The sequence below is a fragment of the Kitasatospora sp. NPDC098663 genome, assembly GCF_044760075.1.
In the GTDB taxonomy this organism is placed as follows: domain Bacteria; phylum Actinomycetota; class Actinomycetes; order Streptomycetales; family Streptomycetaceae; genus Kitasatospora.
On the sequence record NZ_JBIWAP010000012.1, the window covers coordinates 154138 to 181051 of the forward strand.

Sequence of the window (26914 nt, forward strand, 5' to 3'; positions counted from 1 at the left end):
CTCCGGTCGACCGTCAGGCGTCAGTGCGAGTGGCCGTGACCGTGGCCGTGACCCGCCTCGGCCTCCTCTTCCTTCTTCTCCACCACGAGGGTCTCGGTGGTGAGCAGCAGGGAGGCGATCGAGGCAGCGTTCTCCAGGGCGGAGCGGGTGACCTTGACCGGGTCGATGACGCCGGCCTTCACCAGGTCGCCGTACTCGCCGGTGGCCGCGTTGTAGCCCTGGCCGAGCTCCAGCTCGGAGACCTTGGAGGTGATGACGTAGCCCTCCAGGCCGGCGTTCTGGGCGATCCAGCGCAGCGGCTCGTGCAGCGCCTTGCGGACGACCGCGACACCGGTCGCCTCGTCACCCGACAGGCCCAGGCCGCCGTCCAGCACCTTGGCGGCGTGCACCAGGGAGGCGCCACCACCGGCGACGATGCCCTCCTCGACCGCGGCACGGGTCGCCGAGATGGCGTCCTCCAGGCGGTGCTTGCGCTCCTTCAGCTCCACCTCGGTGGCGGCGCCGACCTTGATGACGCAGACGCCGCCGGCCAGCTTGGCCAGGCGCTCCTGCAGCTTCTCGCGGTCCCAGTCGGAGTCGGTGGCGGCGATCTCGCCCTTGATCTGGGCGACGCGGCCGGCCACGGCCTCGGTGTCACCGGCACCGTCGACGACGGTGGTCTCGTCCTTGGTGATGGTCACGCGGCGGGCGGTGCCCAGCACGTCCACGCCGACCTGGTCGAGCTTGAGGCCGACCTCCTCGGAGATGACCGTGCCGCCGGTCAGGGTGGCCAGGTCGCCGAGGATCGCCTTGCGGCGGTCGCCGAAGCCCGGGGCCTTGACGGCGACCGCGTTGAAGGTGCCGCGGATCTTGTTCACCACGAGGGTGGACAGCGCCTCGCCGTCGACGTCCTCGGCGATGATCAGCAGCGGCCGGGAGGCACCGCCCTGGAGGATCTTCTCCAGCAGCGGCAGCAGCTCCTGGATGGAGGAGATCTTGCCCTGGTTGATCAGGATGTACGGGTCCTCCAGGACCGCCTCCTGCCGCTCCGCGTCGGTGACGAAGTACGGCGACAGGTAGCCCTTGTCGAACTGCATGCCCTCGGTGAAGTCGAGCTCCACGCCGAAGGTGTTCGACTCCTCGACGGTGATGACACCGTCCTTGCCGACCTTGTCGATCGCCTCGGCGATCAGCTCGCCGACCTGGGTGTCCTGGGCGGAGAGGGACGCGACGGCGGCGACGTCGTCCTTGCCCTCGATCTCGCGGGCCACCGAGAGCAGGTGCTCGGAGACGGCGGCGACGGCCTTGTCGATGCCCTTCTTCAGGGCGGCCGGGCCGGCACCGGCGGCGACGTTGCGCAGACCCTCGTTGACCAGGGCCTGGGCCAGCACGGTGGCGGTGGTGGTGCCGTCACCCGCGACGTCGTTGGTCTTGGTGGCGACCTCCTTGACGAGCTGCGCGCCAAGGTTCTCGTACGGGTCGTCCAGCTCGACCTCACGGGCGATGGTGACACCGTCGTTGGTGATGGTCGGGGCGCCGAACTTCTTGTCGATGACGACGTTGCGGCCCTTGGGGCCGATGGTCACCTTGACGGTGTCGGCCAGCTTGTTGACACCGCGCTCCAGCGAGCGGCGGGCGTCCTCGTTGAACTGCAGGATCTTCGCCATGTTCCCTATTCCCTCGGGGCTTCGGCCGGCCCACCGGCCGCCGGACTACGTGAACCAACAACCACGCCCCGGGCCCCTGTCACTTGGGACACGGATCCGGGGCGGGTCTGAACGACTTACTTCTCGATGATGGCGAGAACGTCGCGAGCGGAGAGAACCAGGTACTCCTCGCCCTGGTACTTCACCTCGGTGCCGCCGTACTTCGAGTACAGGACGATGTCACCGACGGCGACGTCGAGCGGCAGACGCTGGCCGTCCTCGAAGCGGCCCGGGCCGACGGCCAGGACGACGCCCTCCTGGGGCTTCTCCTTGGCGGTGTCCGGGATAACCAGGCCGGAGGCCGTGGTGGTCTCGGCGTCGAGCGGCTGGACCACGATGCGGTCCTCAAGCGGCTTGATGGCAACCTTGCTGCTGGTGGTCACGTCCGAGCTCCCCTTCGGAGATTACGGGGTTTCTAACGGGTAGGAGCGAACCTGCGTGCCTGCCGTCGCGGGGGTCAGGCACACGTCTTCGCGTTAGCACTCCCCCAGTGGGGAGTGCCAAGGACGACCATAGGCCGGTGTTAGCACTCAGTCAACCAGAGTGCCAACGGCGCGCCCGGGCATCCCGAACCGCGGGCGCGGAGCCGTACTCCTGTGCGACCACCCGCCCCCGGGCGGGCTCCCGCCGCGGACCGCGACCCCGCCCACCGCGCCGGCCGTCGGAGCCGGTGGGGCCGCCAACCCGCCAGAATGGCCCCGTGGACACCGAGAACCTCCAGCCCCTGCTGACCCCCGAGGGCCAGGCCCTGCTCGCCGAACTGCGCGAGTTCACGCCCGAGGAGGAACTGGCGCTGGCCACCAGGCTGCGGCGGGAGCACCCGGCCGAGCTGGTGTCGGCGGCCTTCGGGCAGGCCCGGCTGCGGCAGCGGGCGCGGGCGAAGTTCGGGGCGGACGCCGACCTGATGTACTTCACGCCCAACGGCGTCGAGCAGTCCACCCGGCGCAGCGTGGCCGAGTGGCGGGCACGCCGCTTCGCCGAGCTGGGCGTCCGCCGGCTGGCCGACCTGTGCTGCGGCATCGGCGGGGACGTGCTGGCGCTGGCCAGGGCCGGGATCGAGGTGCTGGCCGTCGACAAGGACCCGGCGGCCTGCGCCGCCACCGCCGCCAACGCGGCCGCGCTGGGCCTGTCCGACCTGGTCCGGGTGCGCTGCGCGGACGTCGCCGAGGTGGACGTCACCGGCTACGACGCGGTGTTCACCGACCCGGCGCGGCGGACGGCACGCGGCCGGGTGTTCGACCCGGAGGCGTACGCCCCGCCGCTCTCCTGGGCGATCGAGGCCGGCCGCCGGACCCCGATCGGCGCGCTGAAGGTCGCCCCGGGAATCCCGCACGAGGCCGTCCCGGCCGACGCCGAGGCGGAGTGGGTCTCCGACCACGGCGACGTGAAGGAGGCGGTGCTCTGGTTCGGCACCGGGGCCGCCCGCCCGCACCGCGCCACCCTGCTGCCGCAGGCCGCCAGCCTCACCGGCGGCGACCTGCCCGACCCGCCGGCCGGCCCGGTCGGGCGCTACCTGTACGAGCCGGACGGCGCGGTGATCCGGGCCCACCTGGTGGCCGAGGTGGCCGAGCAGGTGGGCGGCCGGCTGATCGACCCGAAGATCGCCTACCTGACCTCGGACCAACTGGTCGCCACCCCGTACGCACACGCCTTCGAGCTCACCGACGTGCTGCCGTTCCACATCAAGCGGCTGAAGGCGCTGCTGCGCGAGCGCGGGGTCGGCACGGTGGTGATCAAGAAGCGTGGGATGGCGATCACCCCGGAGGAACTGCGCCGCCAGCTCAAGCCCTCCGGGCCGAACGCCGTCACGGTGATCCTCAGCCGCACCGACAACGGGCCGCTGATGATGCTCGGCCGGCCCGCCTGAGGCGGCTGCGGGGCGGGCGCCCGGACTACGAGGCGGGCGCCTGGATGTAGTCCTCCAGCCGGGCCACCGAGAAGCCCTGCTCCTGGATCCGGGCCAGCAGGTCGCCGAACATCTGGGTCATCGTGGCGCCCTTGAGCTCCTTCGGGCCGCGGAAGTGCGCCAGGATGATGTCTCCGGACTTCAGCTTCTTGTCCGCCGCCTGGTACTGCATGTCGTGGATCTGCATCGACTCGCGCCAGAGCACCATCGCGCGCGGGCCGCACTGCTGGACCGAGTTGTTCAGCGTCGGGGTGTTGGCGCCGTCCCCGAACGGCGGGCGGAACAGCAGCGGGGCGGTGCCGTACTGCTGGGTGAGCGCGGACTGCGCGTCGCAGATCTCGGACTTCTGCTTTTCCGCCGGGATCTTGCTCATCACCGGGTGGTCCACGGTGTGGTTCTGGATGTGGTTGCCGAGCGCCTGGAGCGGCTTGAAGTAGCCGTAGTCGTTCTTGACGATGTCCCGGGTCAGGAACATCGAGATCGGCACCTTGAGCTCGGTCAGCATCTCGACGAACTTCGGGTCCTTCTCGGCGCCGTCGTCGATGGTGATGAAGACGACCTTGTCGCTCGTCTTCACCTCGCTGAACACCGGTACCGGGCCGGTCCGTTCGAGCTTGATGGGCTTGTCCGCGGGCGGCGCGGGGGCCGGCGTCAGCGGCTTGAGGTTCCACTTCGCCCAGGCCGCCGGGTCCCCGCCGGCCGGGGCCGGGGTGGTGGGCGTGCCGGCCGGGCTGGTCGGCACGGCGCCTCCGCCGGTGGGCTGGGGCGCGGCCGCCGAGCTGCCGCCGGCCGCCGCCGGGGCGCCACCGCCCCCGTTGTCGCCGCATCCGGTGGCCAGGGCCAGCAGGGCCAGCGCCCCCACCGCGTACGTCCTGGTCCTGCTCCGACCGTCCCTGTTCACCGCAGCGCGCTCCCGGTTCCCGTCCAGCTTCTTCTCAGCTATGCACGGTAGCGGTCGGGGCGGCGGTTCCCGGACAGCGCCTATTCGACGTGCTCGCTGGTGAAGGACCAGCGGTGCACCGGGCGGCCGAGCAGGTCGGCCGGCGGGTCGGCGACCGGCACCGGCTCGCCGGTCCACCAGGTGATCAGCAGTACCCGTTCGCCGGGCGCGCCGAGCAGCTCGGTGCGGACCAACCCGGCCGAGCCGCGCACCGACGGCAGCGCCACCTCCCGGGCCCAGGAGGCGAGTTCGGCCCCGCGACCGGCGGCGGCGCGGGCCTCCCACATCGCGGCGACGGTCACTCGGCGCCGCCGGTGAGGGCCTGGTACGCCTGGCCGTGGACGTCGCCGTGCCGGACGTCCGCAGCCGGCACGTGCGCCTCGGTCACCGGCAGCGAGGAGTCGGCGGACAGGTCGAGCGCGGACGGCGTGCGGTCGCGCCACACCATCTCGGAGCCCAGCGCGGCCACCATCGCGCCGTTGTCGGTGCACAGGCCCGGCCGGGGCACCCGCAGCCGGATGCCGGCCCGGTCGCAGCGCTGCTGGGCCATCTCGCGCAGCCGCGAGTTGGCGGCCACCCCGCCGCCGATCATCAGGTGGTCGACGCCGTTGTCCCGGCACGCCTTGACGGCCTTGCGGGTGAGCACGTCGGTGACGGCCTCCTGGAAGGACGCCGCCACGTCGGCGATCGGCACCTCCTCGCCGGCCCGGCGCTTGGCCTCCACCCAGCGGGCGACGGCGGTCTTCAGGCCGGAGAAGGAGAAGTCGTACGCCGGGTCGTTGCGGCCGCTCAGGCCGCGCGGGAAGGCGATCGCCTTGGGGTCGCCCTCGCGCGCGGTGCGGTCGACCACCGGACCGCCCGGGAAGCCCAGGCCGAGCACCCGGGCGACCTTGTCGAAGGCCTCGCCGGCCGCGTCGTCGATGGTCGCGCCGAGCGGGCGGACGTCACTCGTGATGTCCTCGCTGAGCAGCAGCGAGGAGTGCCCGCCGGAGACCAGCAGCGCCATCGTCGGCGACGGCAGCCGGCCGTGCTCCAGCTGGTCGACGCAGATGTGCGAGGCGAGGTGGTTGACCCCGTACAGCGGCTTGTCCAGCGCCCAGGCGTACGCCTTGGCGGCGCTGACACCGACCAGCAGCGCGCCGGCCAGGCCGGGGCCGGCGGTGACCGCGATGCCGTCCAGGTCGCTCGCCTTGACGCCGGCGGTGTCCAGGGCGCGCTGGATGGTCGGGACCATCGCCTCCAGGTGGGCGCGGCTGGCGATCTCCGGGACGACGCCGCCGAAGCGGGCGTGGTCGTTGACGCTGGAGGCGACCGCGTCGGCCAGCAGCGTGGTGCCGCGCACGATGCCGACGCCGGTCTCGTCGCAGGAGGTCTCGATGCCGAGGACGAGCGGTTCGTCAGCCATGGCGGGTGTCCTTAAGGTCCTTCGGGTCAGTGCTGGGGTGGTCGAGGCGCATCACCAGCGCGTCGACGTTGGCGGGCTGGTAGTAGCCGCGCCGGATGCCCACCGGTCGGAAGCCGAAGCGCTCGTACAGCTGCTGGGCGCGCGGGTTGTCCACCCGCACCTCCAGCAGCAGTTCGGCGCAGCCGCGGCGGGCGGCCTCCCGGATCAGGTCGGTGAGCAGCGCCGCGCCGAGGCCGGCGCCCTGGTGGCGCTGGTCGACGGCGATGGTCTGGACGTCGCCCTCGCCGGCGATCGCCATCAGCCCGGCGTAGCCGACGATGGCGCCGTCCGCGTCGGTGGCGACGGTGTAGTGGCGGGTGCCGCCGGGGTGGGTCTCGGCCAGCTCGGACCAGTACATCCCGGTGGACCAGGCGTCCTCGGGGAAGAGTCGCAGCTCCAGCTCCATCACCGGCGCGATGTCCCACCAGCGCATCGGGCGCAGGGTGGTGCCGTGTGTCACGCCGGGAGCACCGCCTTGCCCCCCAGAACGTTCTTGAAGGCGGCCGGCACCTGGGCATCCGGGCGGCGCAGGTACAGCGGGACGTTCGGCAGCAGCTCGCGGCCGGCCGCCAGCTCGGCGGCGGCGAAGCCCGCCAGGGCGCCGGCCGACACGTGCTCGGGGCCGTGCGCGCCGGGGAAGGTCTCGGGGTAGAGCAGCGCGCCGGCGCCGACCGACCGCGGGCGCGGGGCCAGCTCGGCGGGGCGGTCCACGCCGGGGCCCTCGGTGCGGTGGCCGTCGGCGTCGTAGGAGGCCCAGTAGACCTCCTTGCGGCGCGCGTCGGTGGCCACCGTGAACGGCTGCCCGGCCAGGCCCTCGGCGCGGGCCTGGTGGGCGATCGCGTCCAGGGTGCAGACGCCGTGCACCGGCAGCCCGAGGGCGTGGCCGAGCGCGGCGGCGGTCACCAGGCCGACCCGCAGGCCGGTGTACGGGCCCGGGCCGACGCCCACCGCGATGCCGGTGAGCCGGTGCTTGTCCACGCCGGCCGCCCGCAGGACCTGGTCGATCGCGGGTAGGAGCAGTTCGCCGTGGCGCCTGGCGTCGACCTGGTGGGTCTCGGCGAGGACGGCCGTGCCGTCGTGGACGGCGGCGGTGACGGCGGGGGTGGCGGTGTCGAACGCGAGCAGCAGCACGGGTCAAGGTTAGACCGACGTTGGTCCGACCGGCTGATCGACCGGATGTGCCACCCGGGAACACACATCCGGGGCGCCGCGCCCCGGCTGGACGGACCTGGCACGATGGGGCCGTACGTAAAGGGACGGCGGCGGGAGTGGCACGTGGCGAAGATGGGTCCTGGTGTGGTGGTCACGGGGCTGACCCTGGGGGCCCTGGCGGTGGTGAGCCTGCTGGCCTTCCAGGCCAACGGAGCTCAGGACCGGGCGGCCGGCGCCAAGCCGACCGCCAGCACCGCGACGTCCAGCGGGCCGGCCGCCTCCGCGACGCCGAGCGCCTCGGCCACCCCGACGGCCCCGCCGCTGCCGACCGTCTCGGGCAGCGGCACCCGGGTGGTCTACTCGATCAGCAGCCACTACGTCTGGCTGGTCGACCCGAAGAAGAACCCGCAGGTCACCCCCGGTTTCCCGGTCACCCCGGGCTCGGTCGAGCCGGCTCCGGGCAGCTACTCGGTCTACAGCCGCACCCCGACGACCACCGGCACGGACGGCAAGCAGATCGAGCACGTGGTGCGCTTCGCGCAGCAGAACGGCGTGGTGTTCGGCTTCAGCGCCGCCATGGACGGCGCGACCCCGACCGCCGAGCCGAACGCCAAGACCGGCGGCATCCGCAGTGGCCGCCCGGACGGCCAGTTGCTCTGGGACTTCGCGCCGAACGGCACCAAGGTGGTCGTGGTCGCCTGAGCGCGGCCCGGGCGGGTCAGGCCGCGCGGGGTGTGCCCGTCTCCGGCTCCTCGGCCCGCCGGGGCTCCGGCTCGGGCGGGGTGGACACCGCCTCGGCGGCCGCACAGGCGGCCAGCAGCGCCCGCATCGGCGCCCCCTGGACGCGGCGGGCGGACTCTCCGGCCCCGGCGCCGTGCCCGGCGCGCTTCGGGGCGGGGGTGGTGCTCGACATGGCGCCTCCCTAGTTAGGCAGACCTAACCGCAGCACCCATCCCACCACGCCCGGCACCCCGCCCGCAACACTTCCCGACAGCCCGTCGGCAAAACGGCGCACACCCGGGTGCGGGCCTCAGCCGAGCGCCTCCAGCGCGACACCCGCCCAGCGCGGACCGAGGCCGGTCAGCACCACCCGGCGCGGGTCCAGGTCGTCCTCGTCGACGGTGTCGCCGAGGGCGCGCTCGATCCGCACCTCCAGCCGGTCCTCGGACAGCCGCTCGACCTTGCCCTCGCCCCACTCGACCACGACCACCGACTCCGGCAGCGAGACGTCCAGGTCGAGGTCCTCCATCTCGTCCAGGTCCCCGCCGAGCCGGTACGCGTCCACGTGCACCAGCGCCGGGCCGCCGACCAGCGACGGGTGCACCCGGGCGATCACGAAGGTCGGCGAGGTCACCGCCCCGCGGACCCCCAGCCCCTCCCCCAGGCCCCGGGTCAGCGTGGTCTTCCCCGCTCCCAGTTCACCGGAGAGCAGCACCAGGTCCCCGGGCCGCAGCAGCGCGGCCAGCTCCCGGCCGAGCCGGCCCATCCGCTCCGGGGTGGGGACGGTGAGAGTGGCGTGCGAGCCCATGCGCGTGTCTTGCCCTTCGGTCCGTACCGGCGTGCCGACCGCCGGCCGCCACCGCTACCGTGCCACATCGCCGGCCCCGCGCGCGCCGGGAAGGGGTCAGGAGCCGTCCAGGGCCGCCGGGGGCGGCTCGGCGGCGGCGAAGTCGGCGGCCCGGCGCAGCAGCGCCACCAGCTCGTGGTCGACCAGCTCCGGGCGCTCCAGCATCACCAGGTGCCCGGCGCCCTCCACCAGGACCAGCTCCGCGCCGGGCAGCCGCGCGACCATCGCCTCGCTGTGCGCCGACGGCGTCAGCAGGTCCTTGGTACCCGCCAGCACCAGTGTCGGCAGGCCGCTCAGGGCGGCGAGCGCCGCGTACTTCTCGTGCGTGCCGAACACCGGGTAGAACTCGGCGACCACGTCGATCGGGGTGGCGTCCAGCAGCTGCTCGGCGAACCGCACCACGCCCGGGTCGACGTCCCGCCCGCCGAAGGAGAACCTCCGGTAGAAGACGGCGGCGACGTCCGCGCCCAGCCGCCGGCTCGCCTCCACCAGCTCGACCTGACGGCCCAGCAGCCGCATCATCCCGGGCGCGACCTTCTTGAACAGCTTCGCGCCGGCCGACGGCAACCCGAGGCTGACCTCGTTCCAGTCCCCCGCCAGCGTGCCGATCAGCGCCACCCCGGCGACCCTCTCCCGGAACAGCTCCGGGTGCTGGTCGGCCAGCGCCATCACCGTCATGCCGCCCATCGAGTGGCCCACCAGCACCAGCGGCCCGGTCGGCGCGACGGCGTCGATCACCGCCTTCAGGTCGCCGCCCAGCTGGTCGATGCTGGCCGGCTCACCGGTCAGGTAGGAGCGGGAGCGCTCGGAGCGGCCGTGGCTGCGCTGGTCCCAGAAGACCAGCCGCAGTCCCTCGCGCAGCGCGGCCCGCTGGAAGTGCCAGCTGTCCTGGTTGAGGCAGTAGCCGTGGCAGAACACCACGGTCAGCGGCTCGGGGCCGGAGGTGTCGCCGTCCGGCTCGGGGCCGGTGCCGTCCAGCTCGACGTACAGCTCGGTGCCGTCCGGCGCGGCCACCGTCCGCGGGCGCCCGCGCAGCGAGCCGTACGGGGCTTCGGCGTCCAGCTCGGCCCGGGCCCGGCGGCGGGTCGCCCGGCCGACGGTCAGCCGCTCTATCGCCACCCCGGCGGCCGCCCCGGCCGCCAGCACGCCGACCGAGATCCCGATCACACCGGCCCGGCTCACCCCGGAGGCCGCGCCGGCCGCCTTGGCCACCGCCGCGACCGGGCTGTTCTCGGCCGGTCCCTCCGTCATGCGCCCGCGCCCTCGGTGCGGCTGCCGCCCAGGTAGCGGCGCGGGACCCGGGCGCCGATCCGGGTCACGATCTCGTACGAGATGGTGCCGCAGGCCCGGGCCCAGTCCTCGGCGGTCGGCTCGCCCTGCTCGCCGTTGCCGAACAGCAGCACCTCGTCGCCGATCGCGGGGGTGTCCCCGCCCAGGTCCACGACGAACTGGTCCATCGCCACCCGGCCGGCGATCGTGCGCCACTTGCCGCCGATCTGCACCGGGCCGGTGCCGCTGGCGTGCCGCGGGATGCCGTCGCCGTAGCCGACCGGGACCAGGCCCAGCGTGGTCGGGCCCGGCGTCACGTAGTGGTGGCCGTAGCTGACCCCGTGCCCGCCCGGAACGTGCTTGACCAGCGCCAGCCGCGCGGTCAGCGCCATCACCGGGCGCAGCCCGAAGTCGGCCGGCGACCCGACCTCCGGCACCGGCGACAGCCCGTACGCGGCCAGGCCGGTGCGGACCAGGTCGAAGTGCGACTGCGGGAGCAGCAGGGTGGCCGGCGAGTTCGCCAGGTGCCGCACCTCCGGGCGCAGCCCGGCGGCCTCGGCTCGGGCCAGCGCCGCGTGGAAGGAGTCCAGCTGGGCCTGGATCGACGGGTGGCCCGGCTCGTCGGCGGCGGCGAAGTGCGACCAGACGCCGACGACGGTCAGCAGCCCCTCCGCCTCGGCGCGGCGGACGGCGGCCACCAGGTGCGGCCAGTCGTGCGGCTGGCAGCCGTTGCGGCCCAGACCGGTGTCCGCCTTCAGGTGCACCCGGGCCGGGATGCCGGTCTCCCGGACGGCCGGCAGCAGCTCGTCCAGCGCCCACTGGCCGCTCACCGAGATGTCGATGCCCGCGCGCAGCGCCTCCCGCCACGGCCCGCCCGGCGTCCACAGCCAGCACAGGACGCGGGCCTGCTCCGGGCGGATGCCCGCGGCCCGCAGTGCCAGCGCCTCCTCGGGCGTCGCGCAGCCGAGCCAGCCGACCCCGTTCGCGACCGCCTCCCGGGCGCACTCGACGGCGCCGTGGCCGTAGGCGTCCGCCTTGACCGCGAGCATCACCGCCGAGCTGCCGACACGCTCGCGCAGCGCGGCGAGGTTGCCGCGCAGGGCGGCCAGATCGATGGTCGCCTCGGCCCGTACGCCGTCGGTCAGGGTGGCCGTGCCGGTCGTGTTCGCAGTTGTCATCAGGGTCAGTCTCCCAGACATCCCGGAGTCCTCGCCGAACGGCCCGTCCGTGCGGCGGCCGGTGCCGGGGGCCCCGGCACCGCGCCGACCTGCGGCGCACCGCTCGTCACCCTGTCCGGACGCCCACGGAGGAGTGATCGGTTCCGCACCGCCCACCCCGGCCGCCCCGGGCCTACGCCTCCCGCACCGCCCGCCACACCGCGGGCAGCGCCTGCGCCACCGCGGGCGCCGTCACCGGCGCGCCCGGATCGCCCGCCGCGTGGCGGCCCGCCAGGCCGTGCAGGTAGGCGGCCACCGACGCGGCGTCCAGCGGCGACAGGCCGGCCGCCAGCAGGGAGCCCGCCAGGCCCGCCAGGACGTCGCCGCTGCCGGCGGTGGCCAGCCAGGACGTGCCGGTCGGGTTGACCCGGACGGCGCCGCCCGGGTCGGCGATCACCGTGGTGGAGCCCTTGAGCAGGACCGTCGCCCGGTAGGCGGCCGCCAGTCGGCGGGCGGTGGCCAGCCGGGCGGCGGCCAGCGAGTCGGCGGGCGGCGGCGCGGTGCCGTCCGCGCCCGCGAGCAGCCGGGCGGCCTCGCCGGTGTGCGGGGTGAGCAGGGTGGGGGCCGTCCGGCCGGCCAGCGCGTCCGGGCCGAGCCGGGCCAGCTCGGTCAGCCCGTCCGCGTCCACGAGGACCGGGACGTCGCTCGACAGCGCCTCGGCCAGCGCCTGCCGCGCCCCCTCGCCGCCGCCCGGCCCGACCACCCAGGCCTGCACCCGCCCGGCCCCGGCCGGCCCCCCCTCGGTGACCAGCACCTCCGGGAAGCGCCGCACCACCTCCTCGGCCGCCGTGCCGACGTACCGGACGGCGCCCGCGCCGCCGTGCAGCGCCCCGGCGACCGCCAGCAGCGCCGCGCCCGGGTACGTCGCCGAACCGGCCGCCACCCCGACCACGCCCCGCCGGTACTTGTCGCTCTCGGCACCCGGCAGCGGCAGCAGCGCCGCCACGTCCGCGTGCTGCAGCGCCGTCACCTCCGGCGCGGGCGGCTCCAGTCCGATCCCGACCAGCTGGACGGCGCCCGCGTAGGAGGCGCCCGGGTCGACCAGCAGGCCCGGCTTGTACGTGCCGAAGCAGACCGTGACGTCCGCGCGCAGCGCCTCGCCCGGCACCTCGCCGGTGTCGGCGTCGACCCCGCTGGGCAGGTCGACGGCCACCACGACCCCGCGCCGCCCGGCCCGCGCGTACGGCCGGGCCCCGTCCCGCAGCCCGCCCCGGCCGCCGATGCCGACGATGCCGTCCAGCACCAGGTCGGCGCGCGAGAAGTCGGCCAGGCCGACTTCCTGATCTACCACCACCCGCCCGCCGGAAGCCCGCAGCGCGGCCAGCCCACCCGCGTGCGCACGCTCCGGCGCGAGCAGCACCGCCGTCACCCGCGCGCCCCGCCGGGCCAGCGCCGCCCCGGCGTACAGGGCGTCACCCCCGTTGTCCCCGCTGCCGGCCAGCACCACCACCCGACTGCCGTACACCCGCCCCCGACGCCCCGCCAGCAGCCGGGCACAGGTCGCCGCCAGCCCGGCGGCCGCCCGCTGCATCAGCGTCCCCTCCGGCAGCCGCGCCATCAGCGCGGCCTCGGCGGCCCGGACGGTTTCCACAGGATGTGCATGACGCATGGGGAGAACTCCTTCAGCGGTCGCGGGCTACCCGCCGACGCTAGCCCGCGTCACCGTCCCACGGGCCGGGCCTGCGGCACACTTTCGAGTGACACCCACTTCGTTCCCCTGCCGGTGTCGGTCCGTACGCCTACCTTGTCGCTCGGCACGGACCCACAGGAGGGAGAAGGGCCATGGTCGCCATGCCGGCAATCGAGCACCCGCTGGGCGAGGACAGCCTCCTCCAGGCGTTTCTGGAGCTGGACACCCCGCTGGGAAGCAAGGCTGAATTCATCGAAGGGGAGATCGTCGTGACGCCGCCGCGGGACGGAGCCCACGAGACCGCGTTCTCGCTGCTCAACCGTCAGTTCATGCGCAAGGTGGAGGCTGAACTGGACATCTCCGGGAACAAGGGGCTGGTCACACCCAAGGGGCGCTTCATCCCGGACGGCACGGTCAGCCCGGCCGGTCACTTCGAGCATGCGGATTCGTGGGCCTCCGCAGAGGGAGTCCTCCTGGTCTTCGAGATCACCTCGACCAACCCGTACAAGGACCGCGAGCCGAAGCGCAAGGGCTACGCCGCTGCGGGCATCCCCTGCTACCTGCTGATCGACCGCACCGCCGGCAAGGTCACCCTCTTCACCGAGCCCGAGAACAGCGACTACACGGCCCACACCCGGACCGACTTCGGCAAGCCGGTCGACCTGCCCGCCCCCTTCTCCTTCACGCTCGACACGGCGCCCCTGCGGCAGGGCACAGCCACCGCAGGGACGCCGTGAGCGCTACTACTCGACGGTGACCGACTTGGCCAGGTTGCGGGGCTGGTCGACCTCGTGGCCCTTGGCCGTCGCCAGCTCGCACGCGAAGACCTGGAGCGGCACGGTGGAGACCAGCGGCTGGAGCAGGGTCGGGGTGACCGGGATGCGGATCAGGTGGTCCGCATACGGGACGACCGCCTCGTCACCCTCCTCCGCGATCACGATGGTGCGGGCGCCACGGGCCCGGATCTCCTGGATGTTGGAGACGATCTTGTCGTGCAGGATCGACCGCCCGCGCGGCGAGGGGACGACCACGACGACCGGCAGCCCCTCCTCGATCAGCGCGATCGGGCCGTGCTTGAGCTCGCCCGCCGCGAAGCCCTCGGCGTGCATGTACGCCAGCTCCTTGAGCTTGAGCGCGCCCTCCAGGGCCACCGGGAAGCCGACGTGACGGCCGAGGAACAGCACCGAGCGCGCGTCGGCGAGCGAGCGGGCCAGCTCGCGCACCGGCTCCATGGTCTCCAGGACCTGCTCGACCTGCTTGGGCGCGTCGCCGAGCTCCTTGATGACGGCGAAGATCTCGTCGCCCCACTTGGTGCCGCGCACCTGGCCCAGGTAGAGGGCGACCAGGTAGCAGGCGACCAGCTGGGTCAGGAACGCCTTGGTGGAGGCGACGGCGACCTCGGGGCCGGCGTGGGTGTACAGCACCGCGTCCGACTCGCGCGGGATGGTGGAGCCGTTGGTGTTGCAGATCGCCAGCACCTTGGCGCCCTGCTCCCGGGCGTGCCGCAGGGCCATCAGGGTGTCCATGGTCTCGCCGGACTGGGAGATGGCGATGACCAGCGTGCCCGGGCCCATGATCGGGTCGCGGTAGCGGAACTCGGAGGCGACCTCGACCTCGCAGGGGATGCGGGTCCAGTGCTCGATCGCGTACTTGGCGATCATGCCGGCGTGGAAGGCGGTGCCGCAGGCGACGATGACGACCTTGTCGACCGAGCGCAGGTCCGCGTCGGAGATGCGCAGCTCGTCGAGGATGAGCCGGCCGTCGGTGCCGATCCGGCCGAGGAGGGTGTCGGCGACGGCCTTCGGCTGCTCGGCGATCTCCTTGAGCATGAAGTAGTCGTAGCCGCCCTTCTCGGCGGCCGAGGCGTCCCAGTCGACGTGGTACTCGCGCACGTCGGCCGGGGTGCCGTCGAAGTTGGTCACCGTGACGCCGTCCCGGCGCAGCTCGACGACCTGGTCCTGACCCAGCTCGACGGCCTCGCGGGTGTGCTCGATGAACGCGGAGACGTCGGAGGCGAGGAAGTTCTCGCCCTCGCCGCGCCCGACCACGAGCGGCGAGTTGCGGCGGGCGCCGACGACCACGTCCGGCGCGTCGGCGTGCACGGCGACGAGGGTGAAGGCGCCGTCGAGGCGGCGGCAGACCACTCGCATGGCCTCCGCGAGGTCGCCGTCGTAGGCCTCGCCGAGCAGGTGCGCGACGACCTCGGTGTCGGTCTCGGAGCGGAGGGTGTGGCCGCGCTCGGCGATCTCGGCCCGCAGCTGGGCGAAGTTCTCGATGATGCCGTTGTGCACCACGGCCACCCGGAGGTGGTCGTCCAGGTGGGGGTGGGCGTTGGCGTCCGTCGGGCCGCCGTGGGTGGCCCAGCGGGTGTGGCCGATGCCGGTGGTGCCGCCGGGCAGAGGGGTCTCGGCGAGCGACTTCTCCAGGTTGGCGAGCTTGCCGGCCCGCTTGTCGGTGACCAGACTCCACTGCCCGTCGGAGTCCTGCGCCTGCACCGCGACACCGGCCGAGTCGTAGCCCCGGTACTCCAGTCGCTGCAGGCCTGCGATTACTACGTCGAGGGCGGACTGCGCGCCCACGTATCCAACAATTCCGCACATGCGTGCCAGCATAAGGGCGGTTCTGAGGCCCTTTTCCCGATTGCCGCGAACAGTGCGTGACCGACACCACAACCACGGTGAACGCCGCCACGGCTCACAATGGAGCATGTGCTGACCGAACTCTGTACGCGGGGCGCCGCCACGCCCGGCCCGTCGCCGTCCCCCTACGTGGACCTCAGTCGGGCCGAGTGGAGCGCACTGCGCGAGCGTACGCCGCTGCCGCTGACCGCCGAGGAGGTGGAACGGCTACGCGGCCTCGGTACCGCCCTCGACCTGGACGAGGTCCGCGACGTCTACCTGCCGCTGTCCCGGCTGCTGAACCTGTACATCCACGCCACGCACGAGCTGCGCGGCACGCTGGGCACCTTCCTGGACACGCCGGACACCGAGCGCACCCGCACCCCGTTCATCATCGGGGTGGCCGGCTCGGTCGCGGTCGGCAAGTCGACGACGGCCCGCCTGCTCCAGGCCCTGCTCGCCCGCTGGCCCGAGCACCCGCGGGTCGAGCTGGTGACCACGGACGGCTTCCTGCTGCCCAACGCCGAGCTGCGCCGCCGGGGCCTGATGGCCCGCAAGGGCTTCCCGGAGTCGTACGACCGCCGGGCGCTGATGCGCTTCGTCGCGGACGTGAAGGCGGGCAAGGAGCGCGTCACCGCACCGGTGTACTCGCACCTGGTGTACGACATCGTGCAGGGCGAGCGGCTCACCGTGGAGCGCCCGGACATCCTGATCGTCGAGGGCCTGAACGTGCTCCAGCCGGCCCTGCCCGGCAGCGACGGGCGCACCCGTCTGGCGGTGGCCGACTACTTCGACTTCTCGATCTACGTCGACGCCCGCACCGACGACATCGAGCACTGGTACCTGGACCGCTTCCGCAAGCTCCGCGAGACCGCCTTCCAGGACCCGAACTCCTACTTCCGCCGCTTCACCGAGGTGCCGGAGGAGGAGGCGATGGAGTACGGCCGACAGGTCTGGCGCACCATCAACAAGCCGAACCTGCTGGAGAACGTGCTGCCGACCCGCGGCCGGGCGACCCTGATCCTCCAGAAGGGGGCGGACCACAAGGTCCGCCGGGCGCTGCTGCGCAAGCTCTGACACCGATGCGACAAAAGGGGCCCCGCCGGCGGCGGGGCCCCTTCCGTCATGCCGGGCCCGTTCAGCCCAGGTGCGTCCGCACGGCCTCGGCCAGCCGCTGCGCGACGGACTCGGCCTGCACCGGGTCGGCGGCCTCGACCATGACCCGGACCAGCGGCTCGGTGCCGGACGAACGCAGCAGCACCCGGCCGGTGGAGCCCAGTTCGGCCTCGGCCTCGGAGACGGCGGCGGCCAGCTCGACGCTGGTGTTCACCCGGCTCTTGTCGACGCCCCTGACGTTGATCAGCTGCTGCGGCAGACGGGTCATCACGGCGGCCAGGTCGGCCAGCGGCTGCTTGGTGGCGGCCAGTCGGGCGCCCAGCATGAGGCCGGTCAGGGTGCCGTCGCCGGTGGTGGCGTGGTCGAGCAGGATGACGTGGCCGGACTGCTCGCCGCCCAGCGCGAAGCCGTGCTCCTTCATCGCCTCCAGCACGTACCGGTCGCCGACGGCGGTCTCCACCAGGTCGACGCCCTCGCGCTCCATCGCCAGCTTGAAGCCGAGGTTGGACATCACGGTGGCCACCGCGGTGTTGCGGCGCAGGGTGCCGGCGTCCTTCATGGCGACGGCCAGGATGGCGATGATCTGGTCGCCGTCCACCTCGTTGCCGTCCGCGTCGGCGGCCAGGCAGCGGTCGGCGTCGCCGTCGAGGGCGATGCCGAGGTCGGCGCGGTACTCCGTCATGGCGGCCCGCAGCCGGTCCAGGTGGGTGGAGCCGACGCCGTCGTTGATGTTGAGGCCGGTGGGCTCCGCCCCCAGGGTGTGGACGACCTCGGCGCCGGCCCGGGCGAAGGCCTCGGGGGCGACGTAGGCGGCCGCGCCGTGGGCGCCGTCGATGACGACCTTGATGCCGTCGAGGCGGTTGGGCAGCACGCCGATCAGGTGGGCGACGTACTTGTCGAAGCCCTCGGTGTACTCGCGCACCCGGCCGACGGCGGCGCCGGTCGGGCGGTTCCAGTCCTCGCTGCCGAGCGTGTGCTTGCGGTAGTGGGTCTCGATCGCGTCCTCGATGCGGTCGTCCAGCTTGTGGCCGCCGCGGGCGAGGAACTTGATGCCGTTGTCGGGCATCGCGTTGTGGCTGGCGGAGAGCATCACGCCGAAGTCGGCGCCGAGCGCGCCGGTGAGATACGCCACAGCCGGGGTCGGCAGCACGCCGACCCGGAGCACGTCGACGCCGGCGCTCGCCAGGCCGGCGATGACAGCGGCCTCCAGGAACTCGCCCGAGGCGCGCGGGTCCCGGCCGACCACCGCGACCGGCCGGTGGCCCTCGAAGGCGCCGGCCTCGCCGAGCACATGGGCCGCCGCGACCGACAGCCCGAGCGCCAGCTCGGCCGTCAGACCCTCGTTGGCCACCCCGCGCACGCCGTCCGTACCGAAGAGTCGTCCCACTGTCCCGTCCTCCATCACCACTGCTCGGAACCCAACCGATGGCACCCGGCCGCCGCACGATAGCCGGGGAACACGTCGCCCCGGAGTACACGTGGTACTCCGGGGCGACGGTTCGCGCAACCAGGGGGTGCGCCGCCAGGGCGGACCGCACCCCCAGGGACGCGATTAGCGCTTGCTGTACTGCGGCGCCTTGCGGGCCTTCTTGAGACCGGCCTTCTTGCGCTCGACGGCGCGGGCGTCACGGGTCAGGAAGCCGGCCTTCTTCAGCGCGCCGCGGTTGTTGTCCACGTCGGCCTCGTTCAGGGCACGGGCCACACCGAGGCGCAGCGCGTAGGCCTGGCCGGAGACGCCGCCACCGCTGATGCGGGCGACGACGTCGTAACGGCCGTCAAGCTCGAGGAGCTTGAAGGGCTCGTTCACGGTCTGCTGGTGCACCTTGTTGGGGAAGTAGTTCTCCAGGGTGCGACCGTTGATCTTCCACTGGCCGGTGCCGGGGACGATGCGCACGCGGGCGATCGCCTCCTTGCGACGGCCGAGGCCGGCGCCCGGGATGGCCTCGCCGAAGCGGCCGGCCAGCGACTCGGAGGTGTAGCTCTCCTCGGAGGTGTACTCGCCCTCGACGGCCTCAACGGCCTCGTCGAAGTCGACCTCAAGGGTTTCAGTGGTCTCGGCCACGGTGTTCCTCAGCTCTTTTCAGTGTTGGGGGGCTTGGTGGCCGAATTACTGCGCGACCTGGGTGATCTCGAACGGCACCGGCTGCTGGGCAGCGTGCGGGTGCTGGTCGCCCGAGTAGACCTTCAGCTTCGAGAGCATCTGGCGGCCCAGGCTGTTCTTGGGGATCATGCCCTTGATGGCCTTCTCGACGGCCTTCTCCGGGTTGTTCGCCAGCAGGTCGTCGTAGCGCACCGACCGCAGACCGCCCGGGAAGCCAGAGTGGCGGTAGGCCAGCTTCTGGGTCTTCTTGTTACCGGACAGGTGCACCTTGTCGGCGTTGATGATGATGACGAAGTCACCAGTGTCAACGTGCGGCGCGTAGATCGCCTTGTGCTTACCCCGGAGGAGGTTGGCGGCCTGGGAAGCCAGACGGCCGAGCACGACGTCGGTCGCGTCGATGACGTGCCACTGACGCTGGACGTCGCCGGGCTTGGGGCTGTACGTACGCACGGTCGTAGCCTTCGCTTTTCAGTGAGTGAGTCCTGACAGGAGCACCTGGGACGGAAGAGCAGCCTGGCCACCCTTGGACGCAATTCAAGGGGGACCGCTGGTCGTCGAACCTGATGTCTCCGGCGTACCGACCTCTCACGTGAGATAGAGCGAGCCAATACGCACATCAAGCGTCCAGGTTACCGGGCGGGCGGGTGGGGGTCAAAAATCGGCTTCCCCCACCCCCGCCGTCACTCAGCGTTCGCGCTCCACCCGGCTGACGTCCCAGACCGGCTCGGGCGACTCGTAGACCCGGCCGTCGGCGCCGAACACCAGGTAGCGGTCGAAGGTCTTCGCGAACCAGCGGTCGTGGGTGACGCACAGCACGGTGCCGTCGAAGGCCTCCAGCCCGGCCTGCAGCGCCTCGGCGCTGTCCAGGTCCAGGTTGTCGGTCGGCTCGTCGAGCAACAGGGCCGTCACGCCGGAGAGTTCGAGCTTGAGGATCATCAGCCGGGCCTGCTGCCCACCGGACAGCGACTCGAACTTCTGCTCCTCCTGCCGGTCCAGCTCGTAGCGGCGCAGCGCGCCCATCGCGGCGCTGCGGCTGAGCGCGTGCTCCTCCTCGACGATCGAGCGCACCGTCCGGCCGAACAGCTCCGGGTGGGCGTGGGTCTGCCGGAAGTGGCCGGGGACGACCCGGGCGCCGAGCTTCCAGGTGCCGGTGTGCGCGACGCTCTCGTCGCCCGCCAGCAGCCGCAGGAAGTGCGACTTGCCGGAGCCGTTGGAGCCGAGCACGGCGACCCGCTCGCCGTAGAACACCTCCAGGTCGAAGGGCTTCATGAGACCGGTGAGCTCCAGCTGCTCCACGGTGAAGGAGCGCACACCGGTGCGCCCGCCCTTGAGCCGCATGGTGATGCTCTGCTCGCGCGGGGGCTCCTCCGGGCGGCCGGCCTCCTCGAACTTCTTCAGCCGGGTCTGGGCGGCGGCGTAGCGGGTGGCGAGCGCGTGGCTGACGGAGGCCGCCTGGCGCAGGGTGACGACCAGCTTCTTGAGCTTGGCGTGTTCCTCGTCCCAGCGCCGGCCCAGCTCCTCGAAGCGCGCGAAGCGGTCCTTGCGGGCCTCGTGGAAGCTGTCGAAACCGCCGCCGTGCACCCAGACGCTGCTCCCGGCCGCGCCGGACTCGACGGCGATGATCTTGTCGGCGGCCTCGGAGAGCAGCTCGCGGTCGTGCGAGATGAACAGGACGGTCTTCGAGGTGGCCTTGAGGGCCTCCTCCAGCCAGCGCTTGCCCGGGACGTCCAGGTAGTTGTCGGGCTCGTCGAGCAGCAGCACCTCTTCGGGGCCGCGCAGCAGCGCCTCCAGGACGAGCCGCTTCTGCTCACCGCCCGAGAGGGTGTTCAGGCCGCGCCACTGGGCCTTGTCGAAGGGCATCCCGAGGGCCGCCATGGTGCAGACGTCCCAGTCGGTCTCGTAGTCGTAGCCGCCGACGTCGGCCCAGTCGGAGAGCGCCTGGGCGTAGGCCATCTGGGTCTTCTCGTCGTCCTGGGCGATCATCGCCAGCTCGGCGGCGTCCACCGCGCGGGCGGCGACGGCGATCCGCTCGGGGGCGACGGACACCAGCAGGTCGCGGACCGAGGCGTCCGGCGCCAGCGCGCCCGGGGTGGCCCGCTCGTCCTCGCGGCCGGTGGTGCCGACGAACTGGCGCATCACGCCGAGCCCGCCGCTGATCGTCACCGTGCCGCCGTGCGGCTGGAGGTCCCCCGCGATCATCCGCAGCAGGGTGGTCTTGCCGGCCCCGTTGGCGCCGACCAGGGCGACCGCGGCGCCCTCGCCGACCCGGAAGGACGCGTCGTCGAACAGCACCCGCCCGTCCGGCAGGTAGTACTCCAGGTGCGAAATCTCGACGTGTCCCATGCGGACGATTGTCCCAAGCCGACGCGCCCGGCCCAAACGGATTACCCGACGGGCGGCTGACCGGGCAGTGTGCGCAGCCGCCTGGCCTGGCGGTTGCGCTCGGCGAGCTGGTCGTCCGCCGGGTAGCCGACTTCCTCAAGGGTGAGCCCGTACGGCCGGATCACGTTGACGGCCGAGTTGCGGACCCCGCCGGCCAGCACCTCGCCGGGGAACTCCACCGGCCGGTGCCCGTCGCCGACCAGCAGCATCGCCCCGACCAGCGCCCGGACCATGTTGTGGCAGAACGCGTCGGCGCGGACGGTGGCGACCGCCAGCGAGCCCTCCTGGGAGGCGTAGGAGTCCACCGGGACGCGGTCCCAGTGCAGCTCCAGCAGGGTGCGGATGGTGGTGGCGCCCTCGCGCTTCTTGCAGTACGCGGCGAAGTCGTGCTCGCCGAGCAGCAGCTTCGCGGCCTCGTTCATCCGGTCGACGTCCAGCGGGCGGTCGTGCCAGAGCACGTGCCCGCGCAGCAGCGGGTCGACCCCGCCGGGGTGGTCGGCGACCCGGTAGGCGTAGCGGCGCCAGATCGCCGAGAAGCGGGCGTCGAACCCGGCCGGCGCCTCGCCGACCCGGTAGATCCGGATGTCCCCGGGCAGCCGGCCGGCCAGCCGGCGCAGCAGCTTCTCGCGGTGCGCCTCCCACAGCTCGGCCGGCAGGTCGACGTGCGCGACCTGGCCGCGGGCGTGCACCCCGGCGTCGGTGCGCCCGGCCACGGTCAGCGGGAACAGCTCGGGGCTGCGGGTGACGATCCGCAGCGCGCTCTCGATCTCCTCCTGGACCGTCCGGCGGCCGCCGCGCTGGCGGGCCCAACCGGAGAACTCGGCGCCCTGGTAGGCGAGATCGAGCCGGACCCGGACGAACCCGTCGGCCGGGCCGTCCTTCACCGGCGGCTGCTCGGCGCAATCGTTGACCACAATCCACTCCAGACAGAAGGAACGGGCCCGCTCCCCCACGGATGGGAGAGCGGGCCCGTGACCACACCTAGCGGTGTCAGGCCTGCTCGGCCTCGACGGCCTCGTCGGCCTTGGCGTCGGCCGGAGCCTCGACCTTGGCCTCGGCCTCCTTGACGGCGCGCTTGGTGGCGCCCTCGGCCTCGCCGACGGCGGTCTGCGCGACGGTGAGCGCCTCGACCAGCTCGATCACGGCCATCGGGGCGTTGTCGCCACGACGGGGACCGATCTTGGTGATACGGGTGTAACCACCCGGGCGGTTCTCGTAGCGCGGCGCGATCTCGGTGAAGAGGGTGTGCAGCACGGCGATGTCGGTGATCGTCTTGCGCACCAGGCGACGGTTGTGGATGTCGCCCTTCTTCGCCTTGGTGATCAGCTTCTCCGCCAGCGGGCGCATCCGACGGGCCTTGGCCTCGGTCGTGGTGATGCGGCCGTACTGGAACAGCTCCCGGCACAGACCGGCGAGCAGCAGCGGCTCGTGGTGCGGGCCGCCGCCGAGGCGGGCACCCTTGGTGGGACGCGGCATGGATGACTCCTTGAATCTCCGACTACGGCCGTATCAGGTACCGCAGCGGGCGTCCGGGCACTGTTGCCCGGACGACTTTCACGACGACGGGGGCGGTTCGGTGGAACCGCCCCCGCGGCCAAATCTCTTAGTACTGCTCGGTCTCGGCGTAACCCGCGTCGTCCAGGTCGTCGGCGCCGAAGGCGTCGGCGGCGGCGGTCGGGTCGAACCCGGGCGGGCTGTCCTTGAGGGCCAGGCCCATGCCGGCCAGCTTCGCCTTGACCTCGTCGATCGACTTCGCACCGAAGTTGCGGATGTCGAGCAGGTCGGCCTCGGAGCGGGCGACGAGCTCACCCACGGTGTGGATGCCCTCGCGCTTGAGGCAGTTGTAGGAGCGGACGGTGAGTTCCAGCTCCTCGATCGGCAGCGCCAGGTCGGCGGCCAGGGCGGCGTCCGTCGGGGACGGGCCCATGTCGATGCCCTCGGCGTCGATGTTCAGCTCGCGGGCGAGACCGAACAGCTCCACCAGGGTCTTGCCGGCCGAGGCCATGGCGTCACGCGGACGCATGGCGGGCTTGGTCTCGACGTCGACGATCAGCTTGTCGAAGTCGGTCCGCTGCTCGACACGGGTGGCCTCGACCTTGTAGGTGACCTTCAGCACGGGGCTGTAGATCGAGTCGACCGGGATGCGGCCGATCTCCTGGCCGGAGGCCTTGTTCTGGACGGCGGAGACGTAGCCGCGACCGCGCTCGACGGTCAGCTCCATCTCCAGCTTGCCCTTGCCGTTCAGCGTGGCGAGGACCAGCTCCGGGTTGTGCACCTCGACACCCGCCGGCGGGGCGATGTCGGCGGCGGTGACGACACCCGGGCCCTGCTTGCGCAGGTACATCACGACCGGCTCGTCGTGCTCCGAGGAGACGACCAGCTGCTTGATGTTGAGGATGAGGTCGGTCACGTCCTCCTTGACGCCCGGCACGGTGGTGAACTCGTGCAGGACGCCGTCGACGCGGATGCTGGTGACAGCGGCACCCGGGATCGACGACAGGAGCGTGCGGCGCAGGGAGTTGCCGAGGGTGTAGCCGAAGCCCGGCTCCAGCGGCTCGATCACGAACCGCGAGCGGAACTCGTCGACGACCTCTTCGGTCAGCGAGGGGCGCTGAGCGATAAGCATGGGGGGTATTCCTCCAGTTGTCTTCGGCACCCACTATTTGATGCCGACAGGACCAAGCGTACGGGGTCCCGCGAACAGCGACGAATCACCGCGTGGGACCCCGTACGAAGGTTCAAAGCAGGTACTGCGAGCCCGAAGGCGCTGCGTCAGACGCGGCGGCGCTTCGGCGGACGGCAGCCGTTGTGCGGGGTGGGGGTGACGTCCTGGATCGAGCCGACCTCCAGGCCGGTGGCCTGGAGCGAGCGGATCGCGGTCTCGCGGCCGGAGCCCGGACCCTTGACGAAGACGTCAACCTTGCGCATGCCGTGCTCCTGCGCGCGACGGGCAGCGGCCTCGGCGGCCATCTGCGCGGCGAACGGGGTGGACTTGCGCGAGCCCTTGAAGCCGACGTGACCGGCGGAGGCCCAGGAGATCACGTTGCCCGCGGGGTCGGTGATCGAAACGATGGTGTTGTTGAACGTGCTCTTGATGTGCGCGTGGCCGTGAGCGACGTTCTTCTTTTCCTTGCGGCGGATCTTCTTCGCGCCGGCAGCCTGACGACCCTTGGGGGGCATAAGTCTGTTCTCCTACTGAGGTGGTCGGTCCGCTGACCCGCGGGCCGGAGGGATGTCCGGTGACGGGACGGACTACTTCTTGCCCGGCTTCTTCTTGCCGGCGATCGCGCGACGCGGGCCCTTGCGGGTACGCGCGTTGGTGTGGGTGCGCTGACCGCGGACCGGCAGGCCGCGGCGGTGACGCAGACCCTCGTAGCAGCCGATCTCGACCTTGCGGCGGATGTCGGCGGCCACCTCACGGCGGAGGTCACCCTCGACCGTGTAGTTGGCGTCGATGTACTGGCCCAGCTTCACGAGGTCTTCCTCGGTGATGTCGCGAACGCGGACATCCGGGTTGACACCGGTCTCGGCCAGGGTCTGCTGGGCGCGGGTACGGCCGATGCCGTACACGTAGGTAAGGGCGATCTCGATCCGCTTCTCACGGGGGAGATCAACGCCGGCGAGGCGTGCCATTCAAGGCTCCTGTGCTTTTTCAGAGGTCTTGCGTGCTACCTACTCCTTCGCCTCTCGACGATGGAGCCCCGGCCTCTGACCGGGGGTGGCAGTCCGTCCCTTCGTGGGGACGGATCGGGTAGCCCGCTTATGACGTTTTCGCGTCGCGCGAAGTACTACGAGAAATGCTGGGGAGAGATCAGCCCTGGCGCTGCTTGTGGCGCAGGTTGTCGCAGATCACCATGACCCGGCCGTGGCGGCGGATCACCTTGCACTTGTCGCAGATCTTCTTGACGCTCGGCTTGACCTTCATGTTCAGGTTCTCCGGGTCTAGATCTGACGTTCTTACTTGTAGCGGTAGACGATCCGCCCGCGCGTGAGGTCGTAGGGGCTGAGCTCCACGACGACCCGGTCGTCCGGCAGGATGCGGATGTAGTGCATGCGCATCTTGCCACTGATGTGCGCGAGGACCTTGTGACCGTTCTGCAGCTCGACCCTGAACATCGCGTTCGGAAGAGACTCGATCACGGTGCCCTCGATCTCAATGGCGCCTTGCTTCTTAGCCATGAACTGCGAGATCCACCTTCCGGGACCGGCTACCGTATGCGGCACGCTCGTGCGAACCTGGGTTCACCCCGCCCCCGAAGGGAAGAGGGCGTGCTGAAGCACGCTACGAGTGAGCCGACGGTCCATCCTACGCCAGCGCGTCCGGTGGGCCAAAACGAGGTCCCCCGAAGGCAGCCACCGTGACGTCCCGGCTGGTCCCGGCGGGTCAGAACCCGGCGGTGACGGTCAGCGGCTCGACGTGGGCGGTGCAGGCCGCGCAGCGGCGGGCGGCCTCGGGGATCTCGGTCAGGCACTCGGGGCAGGGCCGCTTGGGGGTCTTCACCTTCTTCGGCAGGTACCGCGCGGTCGCCTTGGTGACCGGCAGCACGACGCAGAAGTACAGCACCGCCGCGGTCATCACGAAGGCGATCAGCACGTTGAGGAACTGGCCGTACGGGAAGGTGACCCCGGCCACCGTCGCCTTGTACGAGCTGAAGTCGCCGGCCGCGCCCACCACCACGCCGACCAGCGGGGTGAGGAAGGCCGACACGAAGCCGGTCACCACCCCGGTGAACGCGGCACCGATGACGACACCGACCGCCATGTCGACGACGTTGCCGCGCATCATGAAGTCGCGGAATCCCTTGAGCACTGCACTCTCCCGATCGATCGAAGCCGCCGAAGCCGCTACTGAAGCCACTGCCAGCCGATAAAAATAGGACAAAAGCCCTGGAGGTCCAAACCCCCAGGGCCCTGATCCCTTGTCAGCAGCGGAAGTTGGCCGCTCGGCCGACCGCCACGAGACTAGCCAAGCGGGTCCGGGGCAGCGGTGATGCCCAGCTTCGCGAGCTCCGCCTTGCCGCCGTCGAAGGCCGTCAGGACCAGCGGGCCCTGCTCGGTGACGGCCACCGAGTGCTCCCAGTGCGAGGCCCAGGTGCCGTCGTTGGTGACGACCGTCCAGTCGTCCTCCAGCACGGCGGTGTGCGGGGTGCCCAGCGAGACCATCGGCTCGATCGCCAGCACGGTGCCGGGGATCAGCTTCGGGCCCTTGCCGCGGCCGCGCTCGACGTAGTTCAGCACGTGCGGCTCCATGTGCATCGCGGTGCCGATGCCGTGGCCGCCGTAGCCCTCGGTGATGCCCCACTTGCCCTTGGGGGGCAGCGGCTGGCGGCGGATGAAGCCCTCGATCGCCTTGGAGACGTCGACCAGGCGGTTGTTCTTCTTCATCTGGGCGATGCCGGCCCACATCGAGCCCTCGGTCACCCGGCTCAGCATCTCGACCTCGGGGCGCACCTCGCCGACCGCCACGGTGATCGCCGCGTCGCCGTGCCAGCCGTCCAGGATGGCGCCGCAGTCGATCGAGATGACGTCGCCCTCCTGGAGCACCCGGTCACCGGGGATGCCGTGCACGACCTCGTTGTTCACCGAGGCGCAGATCACCCCGGGGAACCACAGGCCGCCGTGGTCGGCGCGGAAGTTGGAGGTCGCACCGTGATCGGTGATGACCTTGTCCGCGATGTCGTTGAGCTCCTGGGTGGTCACCCCCGGGGCGACCGCCTCCCGGCAGGCCTTCAGCGCCTCGGCGACGACCAGCCCGGCCGCTCGCATCTTCGCGATCTGCTCGGGGGTCTTGATCTCCACCATCTGGTCACGCCTTCCACGTTCTGTTTGCCACTGCCTACCACCGTACGACGCCGTACGGCCGCGCCGCCCGGGATCGGGGAGCGCG

Annotated in this window: 30 protein-coding genes; 4 read left to right on the forward strand and 26 right to left on the reverse strand. The window is 72.1% G+C overall.

From position 1 onward, the window contains the following. Positions 1 to 20 precede the first annotated feature (20 nt). Positions 21 to 1646, reverse strand: a complete 1626-nt coding sequence (gene groL / locus ACIQVZ_RS15940) for a chaperonin GroEL (RefSeq protein ID WP_350877158.1) — start codon at positions 1644 to 1646, stop codon at positions 21 to 23. A 116-nt stretch (positions 1647 to 1762) separates the two neighbouring features. Further along, on the reverse strand, positions 1763 to 2068 hold the full coding sequence (gene groES / locus ACIQVZ_RS15945) for a co-chaperone GroES (protein WP_014136232.1): 306 nt from the start codon (positions 2066 to 2068) through the stop codon (positions 1763 to 1765). Between the two features lie 317 nt (positions 2069 to 2385). On the opposite strand from groES, the gene ACIQVZ_RS15950 reads away from it, so the two are divergent. Further along, positions 2386 to 3552, forward strand: a complete 1167-nt coding sequence (locus tag ACIQVZ_RS15950) for an SAM-dependent methyltransferase (RefSeq protein WP_402450461.1) — start codon at positions 2386 to 2388, stop codon at positions 3550 to 3552. Positions 3553 to 3577: 25 nt separating this feature from the next. Here ACIQVZ_RS15950 and ACIQVZ_RS15955 read toward each other — a convergent pair whose 3' ends face one another. The 5 genes from ACIQVZ_RS15955 to tsaB form a co-directional block, all read right to left on the reverse strand. Beyond that, the gene (locus ACIQVZ_RS15955; RefSeq protein WP_350877153.1) at positions 3578 to 4492 is read right to left on the reverse strand and encodes a polysaccharide deacetylase family protein; all 915 of its coding nucleotides are present in this window, start codon (positions 4490 to 4492) and stop codon (positions 3578 to 3580) included. A gap of 80 nt (positions 4493 to 4572) precedes the next feature. After that, positions 4573 to 4818: a hypothetical protein gene (locus ACIQVZ_RS15960; RefSeq protein ID WP_363618007.1), complete on the reverse strand. Its 246-nt coding sequence runs from the start codon at positions 4816 to 4818 to the stop codon at positions 4573 to 4575. 11 nt (positions 4819 to 4829) lie between these two features. Continuing rightward, the gene (gene tsaD, locus ACIQVZ_RS15965) at positions 4830 to 5936 is read right to left on the reverse strand and encodes a tRNA (adenosine(37)-N6)-threonylcarbamoyltransferase complex transferase subunit TsaD (RefSeq protein ID WP_350877149.1); all 1107 of its coding nucleotides are present in this window, start codon (positions 5934 to 5936) and stop codon (positions 4830 to 4832) included. Beyond that, on the reverse strand, positions 5929 to 6408 hold the full coding sequence (rimI, locus tag ACIQVZ_RS15970) for a ribosomal protein S18-alanine N-acetyltransferase (RefSeq protein WP_350877400.1): 480 nt from the start codon (positions 6406 to 6408) through the stop codon (positions 5929 to 5931). Before rimI ends, tsaD begins: the two co-directional genes overlap by 8 nt. Before the next feature lie 23 nt (positions 6409 to 6431). Next, entirely contained in the window at positions 6432 to 7106 is a 675-nt protein-coding gene (gene tsaB / locus ACIQVZ_RS15975; RefSeq protein ID WP_350877147.1) for a tRNA (adenosine(37)-N6)-threonylcarbamoyltransferase complex dimerization subunit type 1 TsaB, read from the reverse strand. Positions 7107 to 7259: 153 nt separating this feature from the next. Here tsaB and ACIQVZ_RS15980 point away from each other — a divergent pair, with 153 nt between their 5' ends. After that, positions 7260 to 7829 (forward strand): hypothetical protein, encoded by a 570-nt coding sequence (locus ACIQVZ_RS15980; protein ID WP_350877398.1) that lies wholly within the window; start codon positions 7260 to 7262, stop codon positions 7827 to 7829. 16 nt (positions 7830 to 7845) lie between these two features. On the opposite strand, the gene ACIQVZ_RS15985 is transcribed toward ACIQVZ_RS15980, so the two are convergent. The 5 genes from ACIQVZ_RS15985 to ACIQVZ_RS16005 all read right to left on the reverse strand — a co-directional run bounded on the left by ACIQVZ_RS15985 (position 7846) and on the right by ACIQVZ_RS16005 (position 12789). Further along, on the reverse strand, positions 7846 to 8040 hold the full coding sequence (locus tag ACIQVZ_RS15985; protein ID WP_063348989.1) for a hypothetical protein: 195 nt from the start codon (positions 8038 to 8040) through the stop codon (positions 7846 to 7848). Positions 8041 to 8157: 117 nt separating this feature from the next. Then, on the reverse strand, positions 8158 to 8655 hold the full coding sequence (gene tsaE, locus ACIQVZ_RS15990; protein ID WP_363580138.1) for a tRNA (adenosine(37)-N6)-threonylcarbamoyltransferase complex ATPase subunit type 1 TsaE: 498 nt from the start codon (positions 8653 to 8655) through the stop codon (positions 8158 to 8160). A gap of 96 nt (positions 8656 to 8751) precedes the next feature. Beyond that, positions 8752 to 9945: an alpha/beta fold hydrolase gene (locus ACIQVZ_RS15995; protein ID WP_402450467.1), complete on the reverse strand. Its 1194-nt coding sequence runs from the start codon at positions 9943 to 9945 to the stop codon at positions 8752 to 8754. Next, entirely contained in the window at positions 9942 to 11141 is a 1200-nt protein-coding gene (gene alr, locus ACIQVZ_RS16000; protein WP_402450469.1) for an alanine racemase, read from the reverse strand. The genes ACIQVZ_RS15995 and alr overlap by 4 nt, the downstream gene beginning before the upstream one ends. 172 nt (positions 11142 to 11313) lie before the next feature. Further along, the gene (locus ACIQVZ_RS16005; protein ID WP_402450471.1) at positions 11314 to 12789 is read right to left on the reverse strand and encodes an NAD(P)H-hydrate dehydratase; all 1476 of its coding nucleotides are present in this window, start codon (positions 12787 to 12789) and stop codon (positions 11314 to 11316) included. Between the two features lie 182 nt (positions 12790 to 12971). Between ACIQVZ_RS16005 and ACIQVZ_RS16010 the strand changes: the two genes are divergently transcribed. After that, positions 12972 to 13547, forward strand: a complete 576-nt coding sequence (locus ACIQVZ_RS16010) for a Uma2 family endonuclease (protein WP_402450512.1) — start codon at positions 12972 to 12974, stop codon at positions 13545 to 13547. A gap of 6 nt (positions 13548 to 13553) precedes the next feature. Here the strand turns inward: ACIQVZ_RS16010 and glmS are convergent, their stop codons facing one another. Further along, the gene (gene glmS, locus ACIQVZ_RS16015) at positions 13554 to 15410 is read right to left on the reverse strand and encodes a glutamine--fructose-6-phosphate transaminase (isomerizing) (RefSeq protein ID WP_350877134.1); all 1857 of its coding nucleotides are present in this window, start codon (positions 15408 to 15410) and stop codon (positions 13554 to 13556) included. Between the two features lie 99 nt (positions 15411 to 15509). On the opposite strand from glmS, the gene coaA reads away from it, so the two are divergent. After that, positions 15510 to 16505, forward strand: coding sequence for a type I pantothenate kinase (gene coaA, locus ACIQVZ_RS16020; protein ID WP_350877132.1), 996 nt, complete (start codon positions 15510 to 15512; stop codon positions 16503 to 16505). Between the two features lie 61 nt (positions 16506 to 16566). Here coaA and glmM read toward each other — a convergent pair whose 3' ends face one another. From glmM to map, 13 genes are all read right to left on the reverse strand, one after another. After that, on the reverse strand, positions 16567 to 17931 hold the full coding sequence (glmM, locus tag ACIQVZ_RS16025) for a phosphoglucosamine mutase (RefSeq protein ID WP_350877130.1): 1365 nt from the start codon (positions 17929 to 17931) through the stop codon (positions 16567 to 16569). 165 nt (positions 17932 to 18096) lie between these two features. Continuing rightward, positions 18097 to 18606: a 30S ribosomal protein S9 gene (rpsI, locus tag ACIQVZ_RS16030; RefSeq protein ID WP_350877128.1), complete on the reverse strand. Its 510-nt coding sequence runs from the start codon at positions 18604 to 18606 to the stop codon at positions 18097 to 18099. 45 nt (positions 18607 to 18651) lie between these two features. Next, positions 18652 to 19095, reverse strand: a complete 444-nt coding sequence (gene rplM / locus ACIQVZ_RS16035; protein ID WP_030055846.1) for a 50S ribosomal protein L13 — start codon at positions 19093 to 19095, stop codon at positions 18652 to 18654. Positions 19096 to 19329: 234 nt separating this feature from the next. Continuing rightward, positions 19330 to 20988, reverse strand: a complete 1659-nt coding sequence (locus tag ACIQVZ_RS16040; RefSeq protein ID WP_350877126.1) for an ATP-binding cassette domain-containing protein — start codon at positions 20986 to 20988, stop codon at positions 19330 to 19332. Positions 20989 to 21029: 41 nt separating this feature from the next. Beyond that, positions 21030 to 21941: a tRNA pseudouridine(38-40) synthase TruA gene (gene truA / locus ACIQVZ_RS16045; protein WP_350877124.1), complete on the reverse strand. Its 912-nt coding sequence runs from the start codon at positions 21939 to 21941 to the stop codon at positions 21030 to 21032. 76 nt (positions 21942 to 22017) lie between these two features. Beyond that, positions 22018 to 22503 (reverse strand): 50S ribosomal protein L17, encoded by a 486-nt coding sequence (gene rplQ, locus ACIQVZ_RS16050; protein ID WP_350877122.1) that lies wholly within the window; start codon positions 22501 to 22503, stop codon positions 22018 to 22020. Positions 22504 to 22630: 127 nt separating this feature from the next. Beyond that, positions 22631 to 23653, reverse strand: coding sequence for a DNA-directed RNA polymerase subunit alpha (locus ACIQVZ_RS16055; RefSeq protein ID WP_030232516.1), 1023 nt, complete (start codon positions 23651 to 23653; stop codon positions 22631 to 22633). 146 nt (positions 23654 to 23799) lie between these two features. Then, entirely contained in the window at positions 23800 to 24207 is a 408-nt protein-coding gene (gene rpsK / locus ACIQVZ_RS16060; RefSeq protein ID WP_030232513.1) for a 30S ribosomal protein S11, read from the reverse strand. Between the two features lie 72 nt (positions 24208 to 24279). Next, complete coding sequence (gene rpsM / locus ACIQVZ_RS16065; protein ID WP_148644398.1) at positions 24280 to 24660, reverse strand: 30S ribosomal protein S13; 381 nt, start codon at positions 24658 to 24660, stop codon at positions 24280 to 24282. Positions 24661 to 24838: 178 nt separating this feature from the next. Further along, positions 24839 to 24952, reverse strand: coding sequence for a 50S ribosomal protein L36 (gene rpmJ / locus ACIQVZ_RS16070; RefSeq protein ID WP_003956441.1), 114 nt, complete (start codon positions 24950 to 24952; stop codon positions 24839 to 24841). A 32-nt stretch (positions 24953 to 24984) separates the two neighbouring features. Further along, on the reverse strand, positions 24985 to 25206 hold the full coding sequence (gene infA / locus ACIQVZ_RS16075) for a translation initiation factor IF-1 (protein ID WP_014047798.1): 222 nt from the start codon (positions 25204 to 25206) through the stop codon (positions 24985 to 24987). 205 nt (positions 25207 to 25411) lie between these two features. Then, on the reverse strand, positions 25412 to 25837 hold the full coding sequence (gene mscL, locus ACIQVZ_RS16080) for a large conductance mechanosensitive channel protein MscL (protein WP_350877119.1): 426 nt from the start codon (positions 25835 to 25837) through the stop codon (positions 25412 to 25414). 152 nt (positions 25838 to 25989) lie between these two features. Then, entirely contained in the window at positions 25990 to 26829 is an 840-nt protein-coding gene (gene map, locus ACIQVZ_RS16085) for a type I methionyl aminopeptidase (protein ID WP_063348975.1), read from the reverse strand. Positions 26830 to 26914: the final 85 nt, after the last annotated feature.

Bases quoted from the DNA above. Each gene is read 5' to 3' on its own strand.
- groL (WP_350877158.1), bottom strand. From the start codon at position 1,646: ATGGCGAAGATCCTGCAGTTCAACGAGGACGCCCGCCGCTCGCTGGAG.
- ACIQVZ_RS15960 (WP_363618007.1), bottom strand. From the start codon at position 4,818: ATGTGGGAGGCCCGCGCCGCCGCCGGTCGCGGGGCCGAACTCGCCTCC.
- tsaD (WP_350877149.1), bottom strand. From the start codon at position 5,936: ATGGCTGACGAACCGCTCGTCCTCGGCATCGAGACCTCCTGCGACGAG.
- rimI (WP_350877400.1), bottom strand. From the start codon at position 6,408: ATGCGCTGGTGGGACATCGCGCCGGTGATGGAGCTGGAGCTGCGACTC.
- ACIQVZ_RS15980 (WP_350877398.1), top strand. From the start codon at position 7,260: ATGGGTCCTGGTGTGGTGGTCACGGGGCTGACCCTGGGGGCCCTGGCG.
- ACIQVZ_RS15985 (WP_063348989.1), bottom strand. From the start codon at position 8,040: ATGTCGAGCACCACCCCCGCCCCGAAGCGCGCCGGGCACGGCGCCGGG.
- tsaE (WP_363580138.1), bottom strand. From the start codon at position 8,655: ATGGGCTCGCACGCCACTCTCACCGTCCCCACCCCGGAGCGGATGGGC.
- ACIQVZ_RS15995 (WP_402450467.1), bottom strand. From the start codon at position 9,945: ATGACGGAGGGACCGGCCGAGAACAGCCCGGTCGCGGCGGTGGCCAAG.
- alr (WP_402450469.1), bottom strand. From the start codon at position 11,141: ATGACAACTGCGAACACGACCGGCACGGCCACCCTGACCGACGGCGTA.
- ACIQVZ_RS16005 (WP_402450471.1), bottom strand. From the start codon at position 12,789: ATGCGTCATGCACATCCTGTGGAAACCGTCCGGGCCGCCGAGGCCGCG.
- ACIQVZ_RS16010 (WP_402450512.1), top strand. From the start codon at position 12,972: ATGCCGGCAATCGAGCACCCGCTGGGCGAGGACAGCCTCCTCCAGGCG.
- glmS (WP_350877134.1), bottom strand. From the start codon at position 15,410: ATGTGCGGAATTGTTGGATACGTGGGCGCGCAGTCCGCCCTCGACGTA.
- coaA (WP_350877132.1), top strand. From the start codon at position 15,510: ATGGAGCATGTGCTGACCGAACTCTGTACGCGGGGCGCCGCCACGCCC.
- ACIQVZ_RS16040 (WP_350877126.1), bottom strand. From the start codon at position 20,988: ATGGGACACGTCGAGATTTCGCACCTGGAGTACTACCTGCCGGACGGG.
- rplQ (WP_350877122.1), bottom strand. From the start codon at position 22,503: ATGCCGCGTCCCACCAAGGGTGCCCGCCTCGGCGGCGGCCCGCACCAC.
- ACIQVZ_RS16055 (WP_030232516.1), bottom strand. From the start codon at position 23,653: ATGCTTATCGCTCAGCGCCCCTCGCTGACCGAAGAGGTCGTCGACGAG.
- rpsK (WP_030232513.1), bottom strand. From the start codon at position 24,207: ATGCCCCCCAAGGGTCGTCAGGCTGCCGGCGCGAAGAAGATCCGCCGC.
- rpsM (WP_148644398.1), bottom strand. From the start codon at position 24,660: ATGGCACGCCTCGCCGGCGTTGATCTCCCCCGTGAGAAGCGGATCGAG.
- rpmJ (WP_003956441.1), bottom strand. From the start codon at position 24,952: ATGAAGGTCAAGCCGAGCGTCAAGAAGATCTGCGACAAGTGCAAGGTG.
- infA (WP_014047798.1), bottom strand. From the start codon at position 25,206: ATGGCTAAGAAGCAAGGCGCCATTGAGATCGAGGGCACCGTGATCGAG.
- map (WP_063348975.1), bottom strand. From the start codon at position 26,829: ATGGTGGAGATCAAGACCCCCGAGCAGATCGCGAAGATGCGAGCGGCC.